This is a genomic window from Streptomyces sp. NPDC028722 (assembly GCF_040637655.1).
Lineage (GTDB): Bacteria > Actinomycetota > Actinomycetes > Streptomycetales > Streptomycetaceae > Streptomyces.
In genome coordinates this window covers 101,426-121,430 of record NZ_JBEZWU010000019.1, presented here as the reverse complement: position 1 = coordinate 121,430, position 20,005 = coordinate 101,426, and the positions used below count along the sequence as shown (strand labels likewise).

Annotated in this window: 16 protein-coding genes; 9 read left to right on the top strand and 7 right to left on the bottom strand. The window is 73.4% G+C overall.

Features of this window, described 5'->3' with window-relative positions; translation table 11 throughout:
• Window positions 1-42: 42 nt before the first annotated feature.
• Complete coding sequence (locus tag AB0F03_RS26225; RefSeq protein ID WP_361996151.1) at window positions 43-1,536, bottom strand: M1 family metallopeptidase; 1,494 nt, start codon at window positions 1,534-1,536, stop codon at window positions 43-45.
• Window positions 1,537-1,713: 177 nt separating this feature from the next.
• Between AB0F03_RS26225 and AB0F03_RS26220 the strand changes: the two genes are divergently transcribed.
• On the top strand, window positions 1,714-3,663 hold the full coding sequence (locus tag AB0F03_RS26220; protein WP_361996149.1) for a Xaa-Pro dipeptidyl-peptidase: 1,950 nt from the start codon (window positions 1,714-1,716) through the stop codon (window positions 3,661-3,663).
• A gap of 212 nt (window positions 3,664-3,875) precedes the next feature.
• Here AB0F03_RS26220 and AB0F03_RS26215 read toward each other — a convergent pair whose 3' ends face one another.
• Window positions 3,876-4,814: an FAD-dependent oxidoreductase gene (locus AB0F03_RS26215; RefSeq protein WP_361996147.1), complete on the bottom strand. Its 939-nt coding sequence runs from the start codon at window positions 4,812-4,814 to the stop codon at window positions 3,876-3,878.
• Window positions 4,815-4,957: 143 nt separating this feature from the next.
• On the opposite strand from AB0F03_RS26215, the gene AB0F03_RS26210 reads away from it, so the two are divergent.
• Window positions 4,958-6,598: an ABC-F family ATP-binding cassette domain-containing protein gene (locus AB0F03_RS26210; protein ID WP_361996145.1), complete on the top strand. Its 1,641-nt coding sequence runs from the start codon at window positions 4,958-4,960 to the stop codon at window positions 6,596-6,598.
• A 128-nt stretch (window positions 6,599-6,726) separates the two neighbouring features.
• Here the strand turns inward: AB0F03_RS26210 and AB0F03_RS26205 are convergent, their stop codons facing one another.
• Complete coding sequence (locus AB0F03_RS26205; RefSeq protein ID WP_361996143.1) at window positions 6,727-9,168, bottom strand: Tex family protein; 2,442 nt, start codon at window positions 9,166-9,168, stop codon at window positions 6,727-6,729.
• 192 nt (window positions 9,169-9,360) lie between these two features.
• Between AB0F03_RS26205 and AB0F03_RS26200 the strand changes: the two genes are divergently transcribed.
• Together AB0F03_RS26200 and AB0F03_RS26195 are read left to right on the top strand one after the other, a co-directional pair.
• On the top strand, window positions 9,361-10,320 hold the full coding sequence (locus AB0F03_RS26200; protein ID WP_361996141.1) for a GlxA family transcriptional regulator: 960 nt from the start codon (window positions 9,361-9,363) through the stop codon (window positions 10,318-10,320).
• Between the two features lie 71 nt (window positions 10,321-10,391).
• Complete coding sequence (locus tag AB0F03_RS26195; RefSeq protein ID WP_361996139.1) at window positions 10,392-11,027, top strand: DJ-1/PfpI family protein; 636 nt, start codon at window positions 10,392-10,394, stop codon at window positions 11,025-11,027.
• On the opposite strand, the gene AB0F03_RS26190 is transcribed toward AB0F03_RS26195, so the two are convergent.
• The gene (locus AB0F03_RS26190; protein WP_361996137.1) at window positions 11,014-11,769 is read right to left on the bottom strand and encodes an enoyl-CoA hydratase/isomerase family protein; all 756 of its coding nucleotides are present in this window, start codon (window positions 11,767-11,769) and stop codon (window positions 11,014-11,016) included. The two genes, AB0F03_RS26195 and AB0F03_RS26190, sit on opposite strands and share 14 nt — an antisense overlap.
• Before the next feature lie 214 nt (window positions 11,770-11,983).
• On the opposite strand from AB0F03_RS26190, the gene AB0F03_RS26185 reads away from it, so the two are divergent.
• The gene (locus AB0F03_RS26185; protein ID WP_361996237.1) at window positions 11,984-12,475 is read left to right on the top strand and encodes an ATP-binding protein; all 492 of its coding nucleotides are present in this window, start codon (window positions 11,984-11,986) and stop codon (window positions 12,473-12,475) included.
• Window positions 12,476-12,481: 6 nt separating this feature from the next.
• Here AB0F03_RS26185 and idi read toward each other — a convergent pair whose 3' ends face one another.
• The 3 genes from idi to galE form a co-directional block, all read right to left on the bottom strand.
• A complete protein-coding gene (gene idi, locus AB0F03_RS26180; protein ID WP_361996135.1) occupies window positions 12,482-13,075 on the bottom strand; it encodes an isopentenyl-diphosphate Delta-isomerase in 594 nt (197 codons plus the stop codon).
• A gap of 183 nt (window positions 13,076-13,258) precedes the next feature.
• A complete protein-coding gene (locus AB0F03_RS26175) occupies window positions 13,259-14,200 on the bottom strand; it encodes a cation diffusion facilitator family transporter (RefSeq protein WP_361996134.1) in 942 nt (313 codons plus the stop codon).
• Between the two features lie 157 nt (window positions 14,201-14,357).
• Window positions 14,358-15,329, bottom strand: a complete 972-nt coding sequence (gene galE, locus AB0F03_RS26170) for a UDP-glucose 4-epimerase GalE (protein ID WP_361996132.1) — start codon at window positions 15,327-15,329, stop codon at window positions 14,358-14,360.
• A 265-nt stretch (window positions 15,330-15,594) separates the two neighbouring features.
• On the opposite strand from galE, the gene AB0F03_RS26165 reads away from it, so the two are divergent.
• The 4 genes from AB0F03_RS26165 to AB0F03_RS26150 are packed head-to-tail and all read left to right on the top strand — an operon-like array spanning window position 15,595 to window position 20,003.
• Window positions 15,595-17,442: a DUF5941 domain-containing protein gene (locus AB0F03_RS26165; protein ID WP_361996130.1), complete on the top strand. Its 1,848-nt coding sequence runs from the start codon at window positions 15,595-15,597 to the stop codon at window positions 17,440-17,442.
• Window positions 17,439-18,191 (top strand): phosphocholine cytidylyltransferase family protein, encoded by a 753-nt coding sequence (locus AB0F03_RS26160; RefSeq protein ID WP_361996128.1) that lies wholly within the window; start codon window positions 17,439-17,441, stop codon window positions 18,189-18,191. Before AB0F03_RS26165 ends, AB0F03_RS26160 begins: the two co-directional genes overlap by 4 nt.
• Entirely contained in the window at window positions 18,179-19,240 is a 1,062-nt protein-coding gene (locus AB0F03_RS26155) for an iron-containing alcohol dehydrogenase family protein (RefSeq protein WP_361996126.1), read from the top strand. The genes AB0F03_RS26160 and AB0F03_RS26155 overlap by 13 nt, the downstream gene beginning before the upstream one ends.
• Complete coding sequence (locus tag AB0F03_RS26150) at window positions 19,218-20,003, top strand: CDP-alcohol phosphatidyltransferase family protein (RefSeq protein WP_361996124.1); 786 nt, start codon at window positions 19,218-19,220, stop codon at window positions 20,001-20,003. The genes AB0F03_RS26155 and AB0F03_RS26150 overlap by 23 nt, the downstream gene beginning before the upstream one ends.
• The last annotated feature ends 2 nt before the right edge of the window (window positions 20,004-20,005 follow it).

Genomic DNA, 20,005 nt, shown 5'->3' with positions numbered 1-20,005 from the left:
CGGGCGACGCCTCCGCCGCCGCGTTCCTCCGGGCCGCGCGGGTCAGTGCCCGTGCACGCCGTTCGTCGCCTCGATCTTCTTCCACGACTTCGGCTGCGCCACCGCCGTACCGGTGCCCGTCCCCGCCAGCGCGCGGGCCGCGGGCGCGGCCGGCTTCGACGGCTGGAACAGCCAGGTGTCGAACAGCGCGGACAGGGGCTTGCCGGACACCTGCTCGGCGTACTTCTGGAAGTCGGCCACGGAGGCGTTGCCGTACGCGTGCGTCTTGGGCCAGCCCTTGAGGACCGCGAAGAACGCGTCGTCACCGATGGCGTCGCGCAGCTCCTGGATGGCCAGGGCGCCCCGGTCGTAGACGGCGGCGGAGAACTGCTCGTCCGGGCCCGGGTCGCCGGGCCGCACCGTCCAGAACGGGTCGTCGGCCGGGTGCGAGGCGTACACGTAGTCGGCGAGTTCCTGCGTGGTGCCCTCGCCCTCCGCGTCGGACCACAGCCACTGCGCGTACCGGGCGAAGCCCTCGTTGATCCAGATGTCCTTCCAGCCCTTCAGCGACACGTCGTCGCCGTACCACTGGTGGGCCAGCTCGTGCACGACCACGGAGGTGTTGGAGCCGTTCGCGAACTGCTTCGGGCTGTAGTAGATCCGGCTCTGCGTCTCCAGCGCGTACCCCGTGGTGGTGTTCGGCACGTAGCCGCCCGCCGAGCTGAAGGGATACGGCCCGAAGTAGCCGCTCAGCCAGTCGACGATCTCCCCGGTGCGCTCCACACTGGCCCGCGCGGCCCCGTCGTTGTCGCCCAGGTCCTTGCTGTAGGCGTTGATGACGGGCACCCCGCCGTCGGAGGTGCCGGTGGTGATGTCGAACCTGCCGAGCGCCAGGGTGGCCAGATAGGTCGCCTGCGGCTTGTCCTGCCGCCAGTTGTAGCGCGTCCAGCCCAGCTTCGAAGCGGTCGACTGGAGCGTGCCGTTGGAGATGGCCTGGGTGCCGTCCGGCACGGCCACCGACACGTCGTAGGTGGCCTTGTCGCTCGGGTGGTCGTTGCTCGGGAACCACCACCAGGCGGCCTCGGGTTCGTCGGCGGCCACCGCGCCGTCCGGGGTGCGGTGCCAGGTGGTGAACCCGTAGGCGCTCTTCGTCGACGGCACCCCGCTGTAGCGGACGACGACCGTGACCGGTGTGCCCTTCGCCAGCGGGGTCCTCGGGGTGACGACCAGTTCGTGCGGGCCGGAGGCCGTGAAGGCCGCCTCGGCGCCGTTGACCCGCACCTCGCTGACGTCCAGCAGGAAGTCCAGGTCGAAGCTGGACAGGTCCTGGGTGGTCCTGGCCAGGATCGTCGCGGTGCCCTCCAGCTCGTCCGTGGCCGGCTGGTACCGGAGTCTCAGGTCGTAGTGGGAGACGTCGTAGCCGCCGTTGCCGTAGTCCGGGTAGTAGGGGTCGCCGATGCCCGGTGTGCCGGGGGAGTAGCTCGCGGCCGATGCCGGGATCGCCAGCAGGAGGGAGGCCGCCGCCAGGGCGCCCGGCGCGATGATTCTGCGGTGCACGTCAGCTCCAGATCGTCGGGAGTGCCAGTCGGTTCGGAAGAGTCTGTCCGGAGCCTATTCACTCCCTGGGGCCACTGACCTGTCCATGACCCCTGCCGTCACACGATCGCCATTCAGCCGTCACGGGCCCCGGAGAGCCCTCTTCTGCACGGCAGTTGGCGGCGGTACCGTCCGCGCATGCCGAAACGCACGCGCTCCACACTCCGGAGAACGCTCGTCATCGCCGCCGTCGCCGCCCTGACGGCCGTCTTCCTCGCCCCGGCCGGCGCGCAGGCCACGCCCCGGGAGAGCAGACCCGTCTACTCCTACGCCGACGCCGTCCGCGAATCCGTCTGGGTGGACACCGGCCTCGACGAGGACCGCGACGGGCGGACCGACCGCGTCGCCGCCGACATCGTCCGCCCCGCCGAACCCGCCCGGCAGGGCCGCAAGGTGCCGGTCATCATGGACGCCAGCCCGTACTACTCCTGCTGCGGACGCGGCAACGAGAGCCAGCGCAAGACGTACGACGCCCAGGGCCGCGTGGTACAGATGCCGCTGTTCTACGACAACTACTTCGTGCCCCGCGGCTACGCCTTCGTCGGCGTCGACCTGGCCGGCACCGACCGCTCCGACGGCTGCGTCGACGTGGGCGGGCGCTCCGACATCCGGTCCGCGAAGGCGGTCGTCGACTGGCTGAACGGCCGCGCCCGGGCCTACACCAGCCGCACCGGCAACACCACGGTGCGGACCGGCTGGACCAACGGCAGAACCGGCATGATCGGCAAGAGCTGGGACGGCACCATCGCCAACGGCGTCGCCGCCACGGGCGTCAAGGGCCTGAGGACCATCGTCCCGATCAGCGCCATCTCCTCCTGGTACGACTACTACTTCGCGCAGGGCGCCCCCCTCTACGACGGCGGCCCCGCCGAACTGGCCGGCTACGTCGAGAGCGACGACGCGCAGGCCCACTGCGCCGCCGTCCAGCGCAAGCTCGCCGACGGCAGCCCACGCAGCGGCGACCTGACCCCGCTGTGGAGCGAACGCGACTACGTCAAGGACGCGGGCAAGGTGCGCGCCAGCGTGTTCCTCGTGCACGGCATGCAGGACCTCAACGTCCGCACCAAGCACCTCGGCCAGTGGTGGGACGCCCTCGCGAAGCACGGCGTCGAGCGGAAGATCTGGCTGTCGCAGACCGGTCACGTCGACCCGTTCGACTACCGGCGCGGCGCCTGGGTCGACACCCTGCACCGCTGGTTCGACCACGAACTCCTCGGCTACGACAACGGCATCGACCGCGAGCCCATGGCCGACGTCGAACGCCACCCCGACCAGTGGGTCACCTCGGCGGCCTGGCCCCCGCGCACCACCCGCACCGCCGTCCTGCACCCGGCCTCCGGCGCCCGGGCCGGCGTCGGCACGCTCGGGCTGCGCCCGGCCACCGGCACCGAGACCTTCACCGACGACCCGCGGCTGAGCGAGACCGACTGGGCCGCGCACCTCACCACGCCCACGCCCGAGAAGGCCGGGTTCCTCACGGCACCGCTCACCCGCGACCTGCGCCTGTCCGGCTCCTCCCGGGTGACGGTCACCGCGACCCCGACCACCACCTCCGCCCACCTGTCCGCCGTGCTGGTCGACCTCGGCCCGGACACCATCCGCGACTACGCCGACGGCGCCGAGGGCATCACCACCCTCACCGACCGCACCTGCTGGGGCGCGAGCACGGCCGGGGACAGTGCCTGCTTCAAGGAGACCGAGGCCAGGACGGCCGCCGTCGACTACACCGTGTTCAGCCGCGGCTGGGCCGACCTCGGGCATCACGCCTCCCTGGACAAGGGCGTCCCGCTCACCCCCGGCAAGCCGTACACGATGACCCTCGACCTCGCCGCCACCGACCACGTCGTGCCCGCCGGGCACCGGCTGGCGCTGATCGTCGCCGGCACCGACCGCGACCTCATCGACCCGCCCCCGGCGGCCGGGCCGACGCTCACGCTGGACCTGTCCGGTACGAGCGCGCGGCTCCCGGTGGCCGGCGGTGCGGCGGCGTTCGCCCGTGCCACGTCCGGCAGCGCCACGGCTCCCGCGCCGGCGCCCCTGTCCGGCGTCCGCGCACCCCACGCCGTCCGGCACCTCCCGGCGGCCTGACACCGGCCCACCCGCCCGCCGACCACGACCCCGGCCGCCTGCCGGCACCACGGGCGGCCGGGGGTACCCGCCACCCGGCCGGTACGTCCGCCACCCGGCCGGTGCGGCCGCCACACGGCCAGGAGACCCGCCCACCGCGGCCGGGAACTCCAGGCACACCGCTCGCAAGGTCCGCTCAGGGGGCGGGTACGCCCTCGACCGGTCGCGCCCGCTCACGCCCCCGGGAACGCCAGTTCGGCCGCTTCCCGGGCGCAGCCCCAGGCCACGGTGATGCCGGCGCCGCCGTGGCCGTAGTTGTGCACCAGGGCGCGGCCGTCCGGCAGGGGCCGGCGTTCCAGCCGTACCGCGTCGCGGGCCGGGCGCAGTCCCACCCGGTGGGCGAGCACCCGGGCCCCGGCGATCTCCGGCCGGACCGCCGCGCAGCGGGCGACGATCGCCGCGGCGGTGTCCGGGTCCGGCGCCAGGGACCAGTCGTCCTCCTCCGCCGTACCGCCGAGGAGCAGCCCGCCCGGCTGCGGGATGAAGTAAGCGGAGGCGGCCGAGGAGTGGTCGACGGAGGTGAACCAGGTCGTGACGCCCGGGTTCTCCACCACGACCAGCTGCCCGCGCACGGGACGCACCGCGGGATCCGGCACCAGCGAACGGGCGCCCAGACCGGCGCAGTTGACCACCACGGTGGCGGGCACCGCGGCCAGGTCGGTCACCTCCCGTTCCTCCACCACCCCTCCCGCCCGCACCAGCCGGTCCCGCAGCCACGCCAGATGCACCGGCATGTCGATGACCGGCAGCCGCGCCGCCAGCCCACCGGCCACCGCCCGCAGCCCCGGCACCCGGCCCGCCCACGCACCCAGCTCGTCCAGCCGCGCTCCGTGGTGCACGCCCTCCACCAGGCGTACGCCCGTCTCCCCGGGCCGCGCGGCCAACTCCTCGTACACCGTCAGGGAGTGCAGCGCCCAGGCGCCGACCAGCGGCTCCGGTTCGATGCGGTACGGCCACCACAGGCCGCCCGCGACCGCGGAGGTCGTCCGCTCGGCCGGCTCCCGCGCCCACACCCGCACCGGCCGCCCGGCCTCGGCCAGCAGCACGGCCGTCGTCAGCCCGGCTATCCCGCCTCCGACCACGATCACTTCGTCACTCGGCTCGCTGTCCACGGCAGGACGATAGGCCCCGCGCGTGTCCGGCGGCACCCCGCGGCCGACGGTGGTCGAAGGGCCGCGCAGGCATGCCCCGCGCGCCGGTGAGCGGCGGAAACGGGGCCGGCCCAGGCACGTACGGCCATTAGGATCGACGTCTGATGACTGCCACCCTCGTTGCCAAGAACCTCGCCGCCGGCCATGGCGACCGCTCCCTGTTCGCCGGGCTCGACCTGGTCGTCGCGCCCGGCGACGTCATCGGGTTGGTCGGCGCCAATGGCGCGGGCAAGTCGACCCTGCTGCGGATGCTCGCCGGCCTCACCCCGCCCGAGCAGGGCGAGCTGCGGCTTTCCCCGCCGGCCGCGACCGTCGGCCACCTGCCGCAGGAGCCGGAGCGCAGGCCGGGAGAGAGCGTCCGGGACTTCCTGGCCCGCCGCACCGGCGTCGCCGAGGCCCAGCGGGTCATGGACGAGGCCACCCAGGCGCTGGTCGACGGTGCGCCCGGTGCCGACGACGCCTACGCGACCGCGCTCGAACGGTGGCTCGGTCTCGGCGGCGCCGACCTGGACGAACGCGCCGAGGAGGTCGCCTCCTCCCTCGGTCTGGCCGTGGACCTGGAGCAGCCGACGGCCTCGCTCTCCGGCGGCCAGGCGGCCCGTGCCGGACTCGCGTCCCTCCTGCTGTCGCGGTACGACGTCTTCCTCCTGGACGAGCCCACCAACGACCTGGACCTGGACGGCCTGGAACGTCTGGAGCGGTTCGTCACCGGCCTGCGCGCGGGCACGGTCGTCGTCAGCCACGACCGGGAGTTCCTCACCCGCACGGTCACCAAGGTCCTCGAACTCGACCTCGCCCAGCGGCAGATCAACCTCTACGGCGGCGGCTACGAGGCCTACCTGGAGGAGCGGGACGTGGCCCGACGGCACGCCCGCGACGAGTTCGAGGAGTACGCCGACAAGAGGGCCGGCCTCCAGGACCGCGCCCAGACGCAGCGGTCCTGGATGGACAAGGGCGTCAAGAACGCCCGGCGGAAGGCCGGCAACGACAACGACAAGATCGGCCGCAAGTTCCGCAGCGAGGCCAGCGAGAAGCAGGCCGCCAAGGCCCGCCAGACCCAGCGCATGATCGAGCGCCTGGAAGTGGTCGAGGAGCCGCGCAAGGAGTGGGACCTGCGCATGGAGATCGCGTCCGCGCCGCGTTCCGGCGCGGTCGTGGCGACGCTGCGGGACGCCGAGGTGCGGCGCGGCGGCTTCTCCCTCGGCCCGGTGTCCTTGCAGATCGACTGGGCCGACCGGGTCGCGGTCACGGGGGCCAACGGTGCGGGCAAGTCCACGCTGCTCGGCGCCCTGCTGGGCCGGGTCCCGCTCGACGCGGGGCACGCGGCCATGGGTTCCGGTGTCCTGGTCGGCGAGGTCGACCAGGCCCGCAAGCTGTTCCACGGGCCCGAGTCCCTGCTCGACGCCTTCTGCGCGGCCGTGCCCGACACGGAACCGGCGGAGGTCCGCACGCTGCTCGCCAAGTTCGGCCTGAAGTCCGGCCACGTCCTGCGCCCGGCGGCGACCCTCTCCCCGGGCGAACGCACCCGCTCCGCGCTCGCCCTGCTCCAGGGCCGGGGCGTCAACCTCCTGGTCCTGGACGAGCCGACGAACCACCTGGACCTGCCGGCCATCGAGCAGCTGGAGTCGGCCCTCGACGCCTACGAGGGCACCCTGCTGCTGGTCACCCACGACCGGCGCATGCTGGACGCGGTCCGGGTGACCCGACGCCTGGAGGTGGCGGCCGGCAAGGTGACCGAGCGCTGAACCACCCCCCCGGGGGGCGGCCGTCACTCCAGTGGCCGGTGATCCCCAGCGGGATGCCGCCGCAGGGCGCCGGCCGAGGGGCCGGATGCTCCGCGGGGCCGGAGCCGGGTGGCTCCGGCCCCGGCCGGTCAGCGCTTCTTCGGGTTCAGCAGGCCCGCGCGGCGCAGGGCGTCGGCCATGGCGCCGTTGGCCGGTGCCGGCGCCTGCCGGCCGCCCCGGTCACCGCTCCCACGGTCCTGCCTCTTGCCCTGGTCGCCGCTCTGGCGCCGGCCCTGGCCGCCACCGCCCTGCCGCTGTCCCTGGCCGCCGCCGCTCTGCCGCTGCTGGGGCGGCCGGGAGCCGCCCCGCTGCGGCCTGCCGCCGTCCTCGCCCTGGGATGCCGCCTCGTCGTCCAGGCGCAGGGTCAGCGCGATCCGCTTGCGCGGAATGTCGACGTCCAGGACCTTCACCCGGACGATGTCACCCGGCTTCGCGACATCGCGTGGATCCTTGACGAACGTCTTCGACATCGCCGACACGTGCACCAGACCGTCCTGGTGGACACCGACGTCCACGAACGCGCCGAACGCGGCCACGTTCGTCACCACGCCCTCCAGGATCATCCCGGCGGACAGGTCGGAGATCTTCTCCACGCCCTCCTTGAAGGTGGCCGTGCGGAAGGCGGGACGCGGATCACGCCCGGGCTTCTCCAGCTCCCTGAGGATGTCGGTGACGGTCGGCAGACCGAACGTGTCGTCCACGAAGTCGGCGGGCCGCAGCGAGCGCAGGGCGCCCGTGTTGCCGACGAGGGAGGCCACCTCCTGACCCGTGGTCTTCACCATGCGGCGCACCACCGGGTACGCCTCCGGGTGCACGCTGGAGGCGTCCAGCGGGTCGGCGCCGCCCCGGATGCGCAGGAAGCCCGCGCACTGCTCGTACGCCTTCGGGCCGAGGCGCGGCACCTTCCGTAGTTGCGCGCGGGAGACGAAGGGACCGTTCTGGTCCCGGTGCGCGACGATGTTCTCGGCGAGCCCGGCGGAGATGCCCGAGACGCGTGACAGCAGCGGCACCGACGCGGTGTTGACGTCCACGCCGACGCCGTTCACACAGTCCTCGACGACCGCGTCCAGCGAGCGGGACAGCTTCACCTCGGACAGGTCGTGCTGGTACTGGCCGACACCGATCGACCTGGGGTCGATCTTCACCAGTTCGGCCAGCGGGTCCTGGAGGCGCCGGGCGATGGAGACCGCGCCGCGCAGCGACACGTCCATGCCGGGCAGCTCCTGGGAGGCGTACTGCGAGGCGGAGTACACGGACGCGCCCGCCTCGGACACCACCACCTTGGTGAGCTTCAGCTCGGGGTGCCGGGCGATGAGTTCGCCGGCGAGCCGGTCGGTCTCGCGGGAGGCCGTGCCGTTGCCGATCGCGATCAGCTCGACCGCGTGCTCCCGGGCCAGTTCCGCCAGCCGGGCGATGGCCTCGTCCCACTTGTTGGCCGGCACGTGCGGGTGGATCACGTCCGTGGCGACGGCCTTGCCGGTGGCGTCGACGACGGCGACCTTCACACCGGTGCGGAAACCGGGGTCCAGGCCGAGCGTCGCGCGGGTGCCGGCCGGCGCGGCCAGCAGCAGGTCGCGGAGGTTCGCGGCGAACACGTTCACCGCCTCGTCCTCGGCCGCCGTACGCAGCCGCAGGCGCAGGTCGATGCCGAGGTGCACCAGCAGGCGGGTGCGCCAGGCCCAGCGGACCGTGTCGTTGAGCCACTTGTCGCCCGGGCGGCCCCGGTTCACAATGCCGAACCTCGCGGCGACGACACCCTCGTACGAGGACGGGCCCTCCGTGGGCTCCTCCGGCTCCAGGACGAGGTCGAGGACCTCCTCCTTCTCGCCGCGCAGCATCGCCAGGACGCGGTGCGAGGGCAGCGCGGTGAACGGCTCGGCGAAGTCGAAGTAGTCGGCGAACTTGGCGCCCGCCTCCTCCTTGCCCTGCCGCACCTTCGCGACCAGCCGTCCGCGCACCCAAATGCGTTCGCGCAGCTCACCGATCAGGTCGGCGTCCTCGGAGAACCGCTCGGTGAGGATCGCCCGCGCGCCCTCCAGCGCGGCCTGCGCATCGGCGACGCCCTTGTCCGCGTCGACGAACGCCGCCGCGGCGGCCGCCGGATCGACGGTGGGATCGCCCAGCAGCCCGTCCGCCAGCGGCTCCAGACCCGCCTCCCGGGCGATCTGCGCCTTGGTGCGCCGCTTGGGCTTGTAGGGCAGGTAGACGTCCTCCAGGCGCGCCTTGGTCTCAGCGCCGCGGATACGGGCCTCCAGCTCCTCGGTCAGCTTGCCCTGCTCGCGCACCGACTCCAGGATCGCGGTCCGCCGCTCCTCCAGGTCCCGCAGATACCGCAGCCGCTCCTCGAGCGTGCGCAGCTGCGCGTCGTCGAGCATCTCGGTCGCTTCCTTGCGGTAGCGGGCGATGAAGGGCACCGTGGATCCGCCGTCGAGCAGTTCCACCGCGGCCTTCACCTGCCGCTCCCGTACGCCGAGTTCCTCGGCGATCCTGCCTTCGATGGACCCTGCTGCCAGGGAACCGGGTGTCGTCACGAGCCCGTACCGCCTTCTCCACTGAGGTTGCGCGGCAATTGTGGCAGGTGACACCGACAACCGGGGCAGGGCGACGCGCGGCGGGGCGCCGGCCCCCCGACCGTGGACGCCCGGCCCCACCGGCCCCGCGTGGCCGAAAAGGTGGGAAACACGTCATTGCGGCCATCGCCGGGGCCGCGAACAATCGGTGCCATGCCGCAGCGATCCGTACTCCTCACCGTGTTCGACGGCCTCCAGAGCCTCGACGTCACCGGCCCCGTGGAAGTCTTCGCCGGTGCGGAGCGGCACACCCCGGGCTCGTACCGGATCCGTACGGCTTCGCCGGACGGCGGCCCCGTGCGCACCTCCAGCGGGCTGACCCTCGTACCGGACGGATCCCTGGCCGACGCGGCGGACCCGCACACCCTGCTGGTCCCCGGCGGGGCGGGCACCCGCGACCCCGATCCACGGCTGGTGGAGTGGCTGCGTGTGCACGGCCCCCGGGCCACCCGCCTGGTCTCCGTCTGCACCGGCGCCGTCCCGCTGGCCCGGGCCGGGCTGCTGGACGGCCGGCGCGTCACCACCCACTGGGCGTACTGCGACAAGCTCGCCCGGGACCACCCCGCCGTCCACGTCGACCCCGACCCGATCTTCGTGCGGGACGGGAACGTGGCCACCTCGGCCGGGGTCACCGCGGGTATCGACCTCGCCCTCGCGCTGGTGGAGGAGGACCTGGGCCGGGAGGCGGCGCTGACCGTCGCCCGCCACCTCGTGGTGTTCCTGCGCAGGCCGGGCAACCAGGCCCAGTTCAGTGCCCAGCTGGCCGTCCAGACGGCCCGGCGGGAACCCCTCCGGGACATCCAGCAGTGGATCACCGAGCACCCGGACGCCGACCTCGGCGTCGAGGCGTTGGCCGCCCGAGCCGCCCTCTCCCCGCGCCACTTCGCCCGCGCCTTCCGGGCCGAGACCGGCATGACACCCGGCCGGTACGTGGACCGGGTCCGCCTGGAGCACGCGCGCCGCCTGCTGGAGGACACCACCGACGGCATCGAGCGGGTGGCCCGGGCCAGCGGCCACGGCACGCCGGAGGCCATGCGCCGCGCCTTCCTGCGCACCCTCGGCGCCTCCCCGGCCGAGTACCGCCGCCGCTTCCGCCCCGCCCCCGTGACCTGACCCGGGCGGACCCGTCCCGGTCGCCGTCACTCGCCCTGACCCAGGGCCGCCCCCCGAGAGAAGGAAACAGAGTGCAGATCGCCGTCGTCCTCTACGACCGCTTCACCGCCCTCGACGCCGTCGGCCCCTACGAGACCCTCGGCCGGCTCCCGGACTCCGAGACCGTGTTCACCGCCGAGCGGACCGGACCCGTCCGTACCGACACCGGGAACCTCGCGCTCACCGCCGACCGTGCCCTGGCCGACGTACCGCACCCGGACATCGTGATCGTGCCCGGCGGCCCCGGCCAGGCGGCGCAGATGGACAACCCCGTCCTGCTGGACTGGCTGCGCACGGCCGACGCCACCAGCGCCTGGACCACCTCCGTGTGCACGGGCTCGCTGCTGCTGGCCGCCGCGGGGCTGCTGCGGGGCCGCCGTGCCACCTCGCACTGGCTGGCCCTGGACCAGCTGCGCGGCTTCGGGGCCGAGCCGACGGGGGAGCGGGTGGTCGTGGACGGCAAGTACGTCACCGCGGCAGGCGTGTCGTCCGGCATCGACATGGGCCTCACGCTGCTCGGCACCATCGCCGGTGACGAACACGCGCAGGCCGTGCAACTGCTGACGGAGTACGACCCGCAGCCGCCCTACGACGCGGGGTCACCGGAGAAGGCGCCCGCCCACCTCGTCGCGGAGTTCCGCTCCGCGAGCCGTTTCATCCTGACGTAGCCACGTTCCAGGTGAAGCGCGGCTGCCTGCGCTCCAGGAACGCGGCGACCCCCTCCGCGGTGTCGCCGCTGCCCTGCGCCTGCCCGGCCCAGTGGGCGTCCCGGTCCGTACGGCCGTTCGCGAACTCCTTGGCGGCGGCCTGGGTGAGCTGCGAGCGGGACACCAGGACCCGGGTCAACCCGGCGACCCGCCCGTCCAGTTCGCCCTCCGGCAGCACCTCGTCCACGAGGCCGGTCCGCAGGGCCCGCCCGGCGTCGATCAACTCGGCCGTGAACAGCAGGTACTTGGCCGTGGCCGGGCCGACCAGGGACACCAGCCGGCGCGTCGAGGAGGCCGGATAGACGATGCCGAGCCTCGCCGGTGTCACCCCGAACAGCGCGCCCTCCTCCGCCAGCCGCAGGTCGCAAGCCACCGCGAGCTGCGCACCGCCGCCCACACAGTGCCCGCGCACCGCGGCGACGGTCGGCTTCGGGAAGGCCGCCAGGGCCTCCTCGGCCGCCACGGCGAGGCCCTGCGCCCGGTCCGGTGCCCCGCGCAGCGAGGAGATGTCGGCGCCCGCGCAGAAGGTGCCGCCCTCGCCGGTCAGTACCAGCGCCCGCACGCCCGGGTCGCGGCCCAGCGCGTCCAGCAGCGGTGGCAGGTCCCGCCACATCCGCGCCGTCATGGCGTTGCGCTTGGCGGGATGACGGATCACCACGGTGGCGACGGAGTCGGTGACCTGGTGGGACAGCTGGGGCTCCATGCGGCGGATCGTAACCGAAGGCGCCGTATCGTCGGACTAGTTCGCGAACCGGCGGCCGGGCGACAGAAACGGTCCCGTCGATGACCCTGGCATACGCACTCGGTCAGAAACCGTTCGATACCCGCTGACTTGCGTTCAGACAGCCGGATCGAAGCGGATTGTTACCAACACTCGACGCGTGGTGACAATCGAGTGCGAGGGTGGCGACCTGACGATGGACGACCACGGGCGCGGGGACGGCCGGCGCCCAGCGGGGGGCGGCGACCGGCCGCCCGATCCACTGCCGTACGAAGGCGTCTGGCGGTTCACCGCGGCCGCGGTGGACGCCTCGGTCCCGCAGGCCCGGCACGCGGTACGGGACCTGCTGCTGCGCCAGGGTGTGCCGGTCCCCGACGACCTGGCGCACGGGCTGCTGCTGATCGTCTCCGAGCTGGTCACCAACGCGGTCCGGCACGCGGCGCTGCTGTCGCCGGTGCTGGCCGTCGAGGTCGCCGTCGGCGCCGATTGGGTACGGGTGTCCGTGGAGGACAACCACCCCTACCGGCCGACCGCCCTGGAGACCGACCACGGCCGGACCGGCGGCCGGGGCCTGCTCCTGGTCCGTGAGGTGGCCCGGGAGGCGGGCGGGGTGGTCGACGTCGAGCACACCGCGAGCGGCGGCAAGGTGATCTGGGCCGCCCTGCCGCTCAAGCCCGACTTCTCCTGAAGACCTCTACCAGCCCGCGGACGGGCCCGTCAGCTCCCTGATCGCCGGACGGGCCGCGTCCAGCACGGTCATGAACCAGACCGAGAACGGCTCCCGGGCGTGCCGCTCGGCCAGCTCGGCCGCCGTCACGAAGGCCGTCGAGGCGACCTCCTGCGGATCCGGCCCGAGCGCGGCCTGCACCAGGCCGACGAACAGGTGGTTGTACTCCTGCTCCACGAGACCCGAGGCGGGGTCCGGGTGGTTGTACCGGACCGTGCCGGCCTCCGCGAGCAGCGACGGCGACACACCCAGCTCCTCGTACGTGCGCCGGGAGGCCGCCGCGAACGGCGCCTCGCCGGGGTACGGGTGGCCGCAGCAGGTGTTGGACCACACACCGGGGGAGTGGTACTTGCCGAGCGCCCGCTGCTGCAACAGCAGCCGGCCCCGCTCGTCGAAGAGGAACACCGAGAACGCCCGGTGCAGTTGTCCCGGCGGCTGATGGGCGGCGAGCTTCTCCGCCGTACCGGTCGTCACACCCTTCTCGTCGACCAGTTCCAGCAGAATCGCCTCTTCGGTGCCCTCCGACGAGCTGTGCGTCGCGGTGGCAGGTGTGATCGGCATACCCATCCTTCGCCTCGGTCTTCGCACCCCAAGTCTGCCGTACGAATCCGGCACTCCCGGCACTTCCCGGCGCGGGAGCCGTCCGCGCGCGGTGCGGCACGCGACGCCGGGCCCGGTGGATCATCGTGCCCGCCGGCCGTCCCCGGGAACCACCCGTGAGATCTCGAACGACTGTACGGACGGTCAGTGGCACAGCCGCGCTTCGTGCTCCGCGTGCCCGCCCGGCTCCAGCTGGAAGGTGCAGTGCTCCACGTCGAAGTGGTCGCCCAGGCAGCCCTGGAGTTCGTGCAGCATCTTCTCGTTGCCGATGGCGTTCAGCACGTCCGAGCTGACCACCACGTGCGCCGACAGGACCGGCATGCCCGAGGTGATCGTCCAGGCGTGCAGGTCGTGGACGTCCTCCACGCCGTCCAGCGCCAGGATGTGCGCCCGGACCTCCGCCATGTCGACGTCCTTCGGTGCCGCCTCCAGCAGGACGTCCAGCGTCTCGCGCAGCAGCCTGACGGTCCGCGGCACGATCATCAGCCCGATCACCAGCGAGGCGACCGGGTCGGCGGGCTGCCACCCGGTGGTGAGGATCACGGCCGCCGAGATCATCACCGCCACCGAGCCGAGGGCGTCCGCGGCCACCTCCAGGAAGGCGCCGCGCACGTTCAGGCTCTCCTTCTGCCCGCGCATCAGCAGCACCAGCGAGACGGAGTTCGCGACCAGGCCGACCAGACCGAACACGATCATCAGCCCGGCCCGGGTGTCCACGGGCTCGACGAACCGCTGCACCGCCTCGTACACGACGTATCCGCCGACCCCGAGCAGCAGCAGGCAGTTGGCCAGCGCGGCGAGGATCTCCGCGCGGGCCAGCCCGAAGGTGCGGTTGGTGCTCGGCGGCCGGCCCGCGAAGTGGACGGCGAGCAGTGCCATGCCGAGGCCCACGGCGTCGGTCGCCATGTGCGCCGCGTCCGCGATCAGCGCGAGCGAGTCCGCGAGCAGGCCGCCGGCGACCTCGACCAGCATGACCGTGAGCGTGATGCCCAGCGCGATCCGCAGCCGGCCCCGGTACGCGGCCGTGGCCGTACCCGTGGCCGGCACGTGGGAGTGCGCGTGCCCGTGGTCGTGCCCTGCCCCCATGACTACCGCCTTCCGAATGCCTGCCGGGAGGCCAGTCAACTACGGGGCGGGGGTATGGGGCAACGCGGCACTGAACACCGTTGTCATGTGCCCTGACCTGCGCAAACGTTCCGCAGGTCAGAGCGCTGCGGGTCCGTCGCCCGCGTGCCGTGCCGGTTCACCCTCCGTGGTGCAGCCGCCAGCCCTGCCAGGCCGACTCGGTCATCTCCCGCACCCCGCGCCGGGCCCGCCAGCCCAGTGCCTCCGCGGCCCGCTCGGCCGAGGCCACCGCGCGCGGTGAGTCACCGGGACGGCGGCCCTCCACCACGGGCGCCCTGCGGTCCCCGGTCACCTCCCCGATGACCGTGATCAGCTCCCGCACCGAGACGCCCTCGCCCCGGCCGATGTTCAGCGTCAGGTCACCGGTGACGTCCCCGCCGGCGAGCCGCCGCGCCGCCGCGAGATGGGCCTCCGCGAGATCGGCGACATGGATGTAGTCCCGCACGCAGGTGCCGTCCGGTGTCGGATAGTCGTCGCCGAAGATCCGCGGGGCCTCGTCCCGGGTGAGCCGGTCGAAGATCATCGGCACGATGTTGAACACCCCCGTGTCCGCGAGTTCCGGCGCCGCCGCACCCGCCACGTTGAAGTAGCGCAGGCACACCGTGGAGATGCCGTGCGCCCGCCCCGCCGCCCGCACCAGCCACTCCCCGGCCAGCTTGGTCTCGCCGTACGGGTTGACCGGGGCGCACGGGGTGTCCTCGGTGATCAGGTCCACGTCGGGGTTGCCGTACACCGCCGCCGACGAGGAGAACACCAGCCGGCCGACACCCGCCTCGGCGACCGCCTCCAGCAGCGTGGCCAGACCGCCCACGTTCTCCCGGTAGTAGCGGGTGGGCTGCGCCACCGACTCCGCGACCTGTTTGCGGGCCGCGAGGTGGAGGACCCCCGTCACGCCGTACTCGGCCAGGACGCGCTTCAGCAGCGCCCCGTCCAGCGTCGAGCCCCGCACGAGCGGGACCTCGGCCGGGAGCCGCGCGGGCACGGCGGCCGACAGGTCGTCCAGCGCCACGACGCTCTCCCCGGCGCCCGCCATGGCCCGTGCCACGTGCGCCCCGATGTATCCGGCTCCGCCGGTGATCAGCCACGTCATGGTCGCCCACCCTATGCCGGGCCGACCGGTGTCCCGGATGCCCGGGTCTGCGCCCGCGGGTTTGTGGGCCGGGGCCCGGATCCCCGATGATGATCGCGGCAAAGGCCGGGGCAGCCCCCGTGGGCCGGCCCGTGAACGGCCGGTGAACACCGGCTCCGGCCCATCCGATAGCCTCTGCCGACATGCCGCCCGGGTGTCGCAGGCAGGGCGCCCCACCACGCAGAAGACCGGCGCCCGCGCGTCGGCACCCAGGGAGTGAGTTCGGTTGTCGACCGCCATCGTCACCGGTCAGCCGGTGCCCGGATCGTCACTCGAGAACGATCTGCGCTCCCTCGGCTTCGACGTGCGCGTGGCCCCCGACGCCGCCGAGGCGGAGGCCCTGCTGGCCGCGGTGCCCGCCGACCGGCGCGTGGCCCTGGTCGACTCCCGTTTCGTCGGCCACCCGCACGCCCTGCGCCTGGGCCTGACCGACCCGCGCTTCCCGCTCGCCGCCGTCCCCGGCGCCGTCACCGCCCAGCCGGCCGCCCGGCAGGCGCTGACCCGGGCCGTGGCGCGCGAGACCTCCGCGGGCGCCGGTACGGCCGGCGAGCCGGCGGCGCTCGCACCGGGCGGCGCTCCCGCGCTCGCCCCGGACAGCCTCGCCGACCACGTGGTCACCGCCCTTGACGCCGAGGGCAGCGCCGTGCACCGGCCCGAGCTGGGCAGCCTGGTCGCCACCGTGCCCGCCGACCCGCAGGCCCGCAACGAGGCCCGGCAGGCCGTCGCCGCCGTGGACGACGAGGCCGTACGCCTGAAGTCGGCCGTGAAGGCCCGCGACGGCTTCTTCACCACGTTCTTCATCAGCCCCTACTCGCGCTACCTCGCGCGCTGGTGCGCCCGCCGCGGCCTGACCCCCAACCAGGTCACCACCGCCTCGCTGCTCACGGCGCTCGTCGCGGCCGGCTGCGCGGCCACCGGCACCCGCGGCGGGTTCGTCGCGGCCGGCGTGCTGCTCATCGCGTCCTTCGTGCTCGACTGCACCGACGGCCAGCTCGCCCGCTACGCCCTGAAGTACTCCACGCTCGGCGCCTGGCTCGACGCCACCTTCGACCGGGCCAAGGAGTACGCCTACTACGCCGGTCTCGCGCTCGGCGCGGCCCGCGGCGGCGACGACGTGTGGGCCCTCGCCCTCGGCGCGATGATCCTCCAGACCTGCCGGCACGTGGTCGACTTCTCCTTCAACGAGGCCAACCACGACGCCACCGCCAACACCAGCCCCACCGCCGCCCTCTCCGACAAGCTCGACGGCGTCGGCTGGACGGTCTGGCTGCGCCGCATGATCGTGCTGCCCATCGGCGAGCGCTGGGCGATGATCGCCGTCCTCACGGCCGTGACGACCCCGCGGATCACCTTCTACGTCCTGCTCGCCGGCTGCGCCTTCGCGGCCACCTACACCACGGCCGGCCGCGTGCTGCGCTCGGTGACCCGGCGGGCCCGGCGCACCGACCGGGCGGCGCGGGCGCTCGCCGACCTCGCCGACTCCGGCCCGCTCGCCGAGGCGGTCGGACGCGTGGCCGGACGGGGCCTGCCCGGTCTCGCCGTGCCCGCCGTCGCCCTGCTCGGTGGTGCCGCGGTCGTCGCCTGCTCGGCGCTGACCGGCTTCGGCGGGGTCCTGCCGGTCGCCGGCGCCCTCGTGTACGTCCTCACCTCCGCCCTCGCCGTCGCCCGCCCCCTCAAGGGCGCCCTCGACTGGCTGGTGCCGCCCGTCTTCCGGGCCGCCGAGTACGGCACCGTGCTCGCCCTGGCCGGCAAAGCGGGGGTGAACGGGGCGCTTCCCGCGGCTTTCGGCCTGGTGGCCGCCGTCGCCTACCATCACTACGACACGGTGTACCGCATCCGCGGCGACGCCGGAGCGCCCCCGGCCTGGCTGGTGCGCGCCGTCGGGGGGCAGGAAGGGCGGACGCTGCTCGTCACCGTCCTGGCCGCGGTGCTCACCGCCGCGCAGTTCAGGGCCGCGCTCACGGTCCTCGCCGTGGCCGTCGCCCTGCTGGTGCTCGTCGAGAGCATCCGCTTCTGGGTGTCCGCCCACAAGGGCGGCGCGCCCGCCGTACACGATGAAGGAGAACCCGCATGATCGGCCTCGTGCTGGCGGCCGGCGCCGGACGGCGTCTGCGCCCCTACACCGACAGCCTTCCCAAGGCTCTGGTGCCGGTGGGCCCCGCGGGCATAGAGGGCGAACCGACGGTCCTGGACCTGACCCTCGGCAACTTCGCCGAGATCGGTCTGACCGAGGTCGCGGTCATCGTCGGCTACCGCAAGGAGGCCGTGTACGAGCGCAAGGCGGCCCTGGAGCGGAAGTACGGTCTGAAGCTCACGCTCATCGACAACGACAAGGCCGAGGAGTGGAACAACGCCTACTCCCTGTGGTGCGGCCGTGACGCCCTGAAGGACGGCGTCATCCTCGCCAACGGCGACACCGTGCACCCGGTCTCCGTCGAGAAGACGCTGCTCGCCGCCCGCGGCGAGGGCAGGCGGATCATCCTCGCGCTGGACACCGTGAAGTCCCTCGCCGACGAGGAGATGAAGGTCGTCGTCGACCCCGCCGAGGGCGTCCGGAAGATCACCAAGCTGATGGACCCGGCCGAGGCGACCGGCGAGTACATCGGTGTCACCCTGATCGAGGGCGACGCCGCCCCCGACCTGGCGGACGCGCTGAAGACGGTCTGGGAGAGCGACCCGCAGCAGTTCTACGAGCACGGGTACCAGGAGCTGGTGAACCGCGGCTTCAGGATCGACGTCGCGCCGATCGGCGAGGTCCCGTGGGTCGAGATCGACAACCACGACGACCTCGCCCGGGGACGGGAGATCGCGTGCCAGTACTGACCCGGCTCATTCCCTCGCCGGTCGTCGTGGACATCCGCCCGGGTGCCCTGGACGATCTGGCCTGTGTCCTCGCCGACGAGCGCATCTCGCAGTCGGGCCGGCTCGCCATCGCCGTCAGCGGCGGATCGGGCGCCCGGCTGCGCGACCGGATCGCCCCCTCGCTGCCCGGCGCCACCTGGTACGAGGTCGACGGCGGCACCATCGACGACGCGGTCCGGCTGGCGGGCGACATAAAGGCCGGCCACTACGACGCGGTCGTCGGCCTGGGCGGCGGGAAGATCATCGACTGCGCCAAGTTCGCGGCGGCCCGCGTCGGCCTGCCGCTGGTCGCCGTCGCCACCAACCTCGCGCACGACGGCCTGTGCTCGCCGGTCGCCACCCTCGACAACGACGCGGGCCGCGGCTCGTACGGCGTGCCGAACCCGATCGCGGTCGTCATCGACCTGAACGTGATCCGGGAGGCGCCCGTCCGGTTCGTGCGCTCCGGCATCGGCGACGCCATCTCCAACATCTCCGCGGTCGCGGACTGGGAGCTGTCCCACCGCGTCAACGGCGAGAAGATCGACGGCCTGGCCGCCGCCATGGCCCGTCAGGCCGGCGAGGCGGTGCTCAGGCACCCGGGCGGCGTCGGCGACGACGGCTTCCTCCAGGTACTGGCCGAGGCGCTGGTCCTCACCGGCATCGCCATGTCGGTGTCGGGCGACTCCCGCCCCTCCTCCGGAGCCTGCCACGAGATCAACCACGCCTTCGACCTGCTCCATCCCAAGCGGGCGGCCGCCCACGGCGAGCAGTGCGGCCTCGGCGCCACCTTCGCGATGTACCTGCGCGGCGCGCACGAGGAGGCGGCGTACATGGCCGGGGTGCTGCGCCGGCACGGGCTTCCGGTGCTGCCGGAGGAGATCGGCTTCACGGTGGACGAGTTCGTCCGCGTGGTGGAGTTCGCCCCGGAGACCAGGCCCGGCCGCTACACGATCATCGAACACCTCGACCTCAAGACGAATCAGATCAAGGACATCTACGCCGACTATGTCAAGGCCATCGGTAGCTGAACTCCGTCCGGTCGTCCACCCCGCGGGGGTGAAGGACCGGCGCAGCGGTGAGCACTGGGCGGGACGCCTCTACATGCGTGAGGTGTCCCTGCGCGTCGACCGCTACCTGGTGAACACCAGGGTCACGCCCAACCAGCTCACGTACCTGATGACCGTCTGCGGCGTGCTCGCGGCCCCGGCCCTGCTGGTGCCGGGGATCGCGGGCGCCGTCCTCGGGGTCGTCGCCACCCAGCTGTACCTCCTGCTGGACTGCGTCGACGGCGAGATCGCCCGCTGGAAGAAGCAGTACTCGCTCGCCGGGGTCTACCTGGACCGCGTGGGCGCCTACCTCACCGACGCGGCCGTGCTGGTCGGTCTCGGCCTGCGCGCCGCCGACCTGTGGGGCAGCGGCCGTATCGACTGGCTGTGGGCCTTCCTCGGCACCCTCGCCGCGCTCGGCGCCATCCTGATCAAGGCCGAGACCGACCTGGTCGGCGTCGCCCGCCACCAGGCCGGGATGCCGCCGGTGAAGGACGCGGCGGGCGTCGCCGAGCCGCGTTCCGCGGGCATGGCGCTGGCCCGCCGCGCCGCCTCGGCGCTGAGGTTCCACCGGCTCATCCTCGGCATCGAGGCCTCGCTGCTCATCCTGGTCCTCGCGATCGTGGACCAGGCCCGCGGCGACCTGTTCTTCACCCGGCTCGGCACCGCCGTCCTCGCCGGCATCGCCGTGCTCCAGACGCTGCTGCACCTGGTGTCCGTCCTCGCCTCCAGCAGGCTGCGGTGAGT

Bases quoted from the DNA above. Each gene is read 5' to 3' on its own strand.
- AB0F03_RS26220 (WP_361996149.1), top strand. From the start codon at position 1,714: ATGCCGAAACGCACGCGCTCCACACTCCGGAGAACGCTCGTCATCGCC.
- AB0F03_RS26210 (WP_361996145.1), top strand. From the start codon at position 4,958: ATGACTGCCACCCTCGTTGCCAAGAACCTCGCCGCCGGCCATGGCGAC.
- AB0F03_RS26200 (WP_361996141.1), top strand. From the start codon at position 9,361: ATGCCGCAGCGATCCGTACTCCTCACCGTGTTCGACGGCCTCCAGAGC.
- AB0F03_RS26190 (WP_361996137.1), bottom strand. From the start codon at position 11,769: ATGGAGCCCCAGCTGTCCCACCAGGTCACCGACTCCGTCGCCACCGTG.
- AB0F03_RS26185 (WP_361996237.1), top strand. From the start codon at position 11,984: ATGGACGACCACGGGCGCGGGGACGGCCGGCGCCCAGCGGGGGGCGGC.
- idi (WP_361996135.1), bottom strand. From the start codon at position 13,075: ATGCCGATCACACCTGCCACCGCGACGCACAGCTCGTCGGAGGGCACC.
- AB0F03_RS26175 (WP_361996134.1), bottom strand. From the start codon at position 14,200: ATGGGGGCAGGGCACGACCACGGGCACGCGCACTCCCACGTGCCGGCC.
- galE (WP_361996132.1), bottom strand. From the start codon at position 15,329: ATGACGTGGCTGATCACCGGCGGAGCCGGATACATCGGGGCGCACGTG.
- AB0F03_RS26160 (WP_361996128.1), top strand. From the start codon at position 17,439: ATGATCGGCCTCGTGCTGGCGGCCGGCGCCGGACGGCGTCTGCGCCCC.
- AB0F03_RS26150 (WP_361996124.1), top strand. From the start codon at position 19,218: ATGTCAAGGCCATCGGTAGCTGAACTCCGTCCGGTCGTCCACCCCGCG.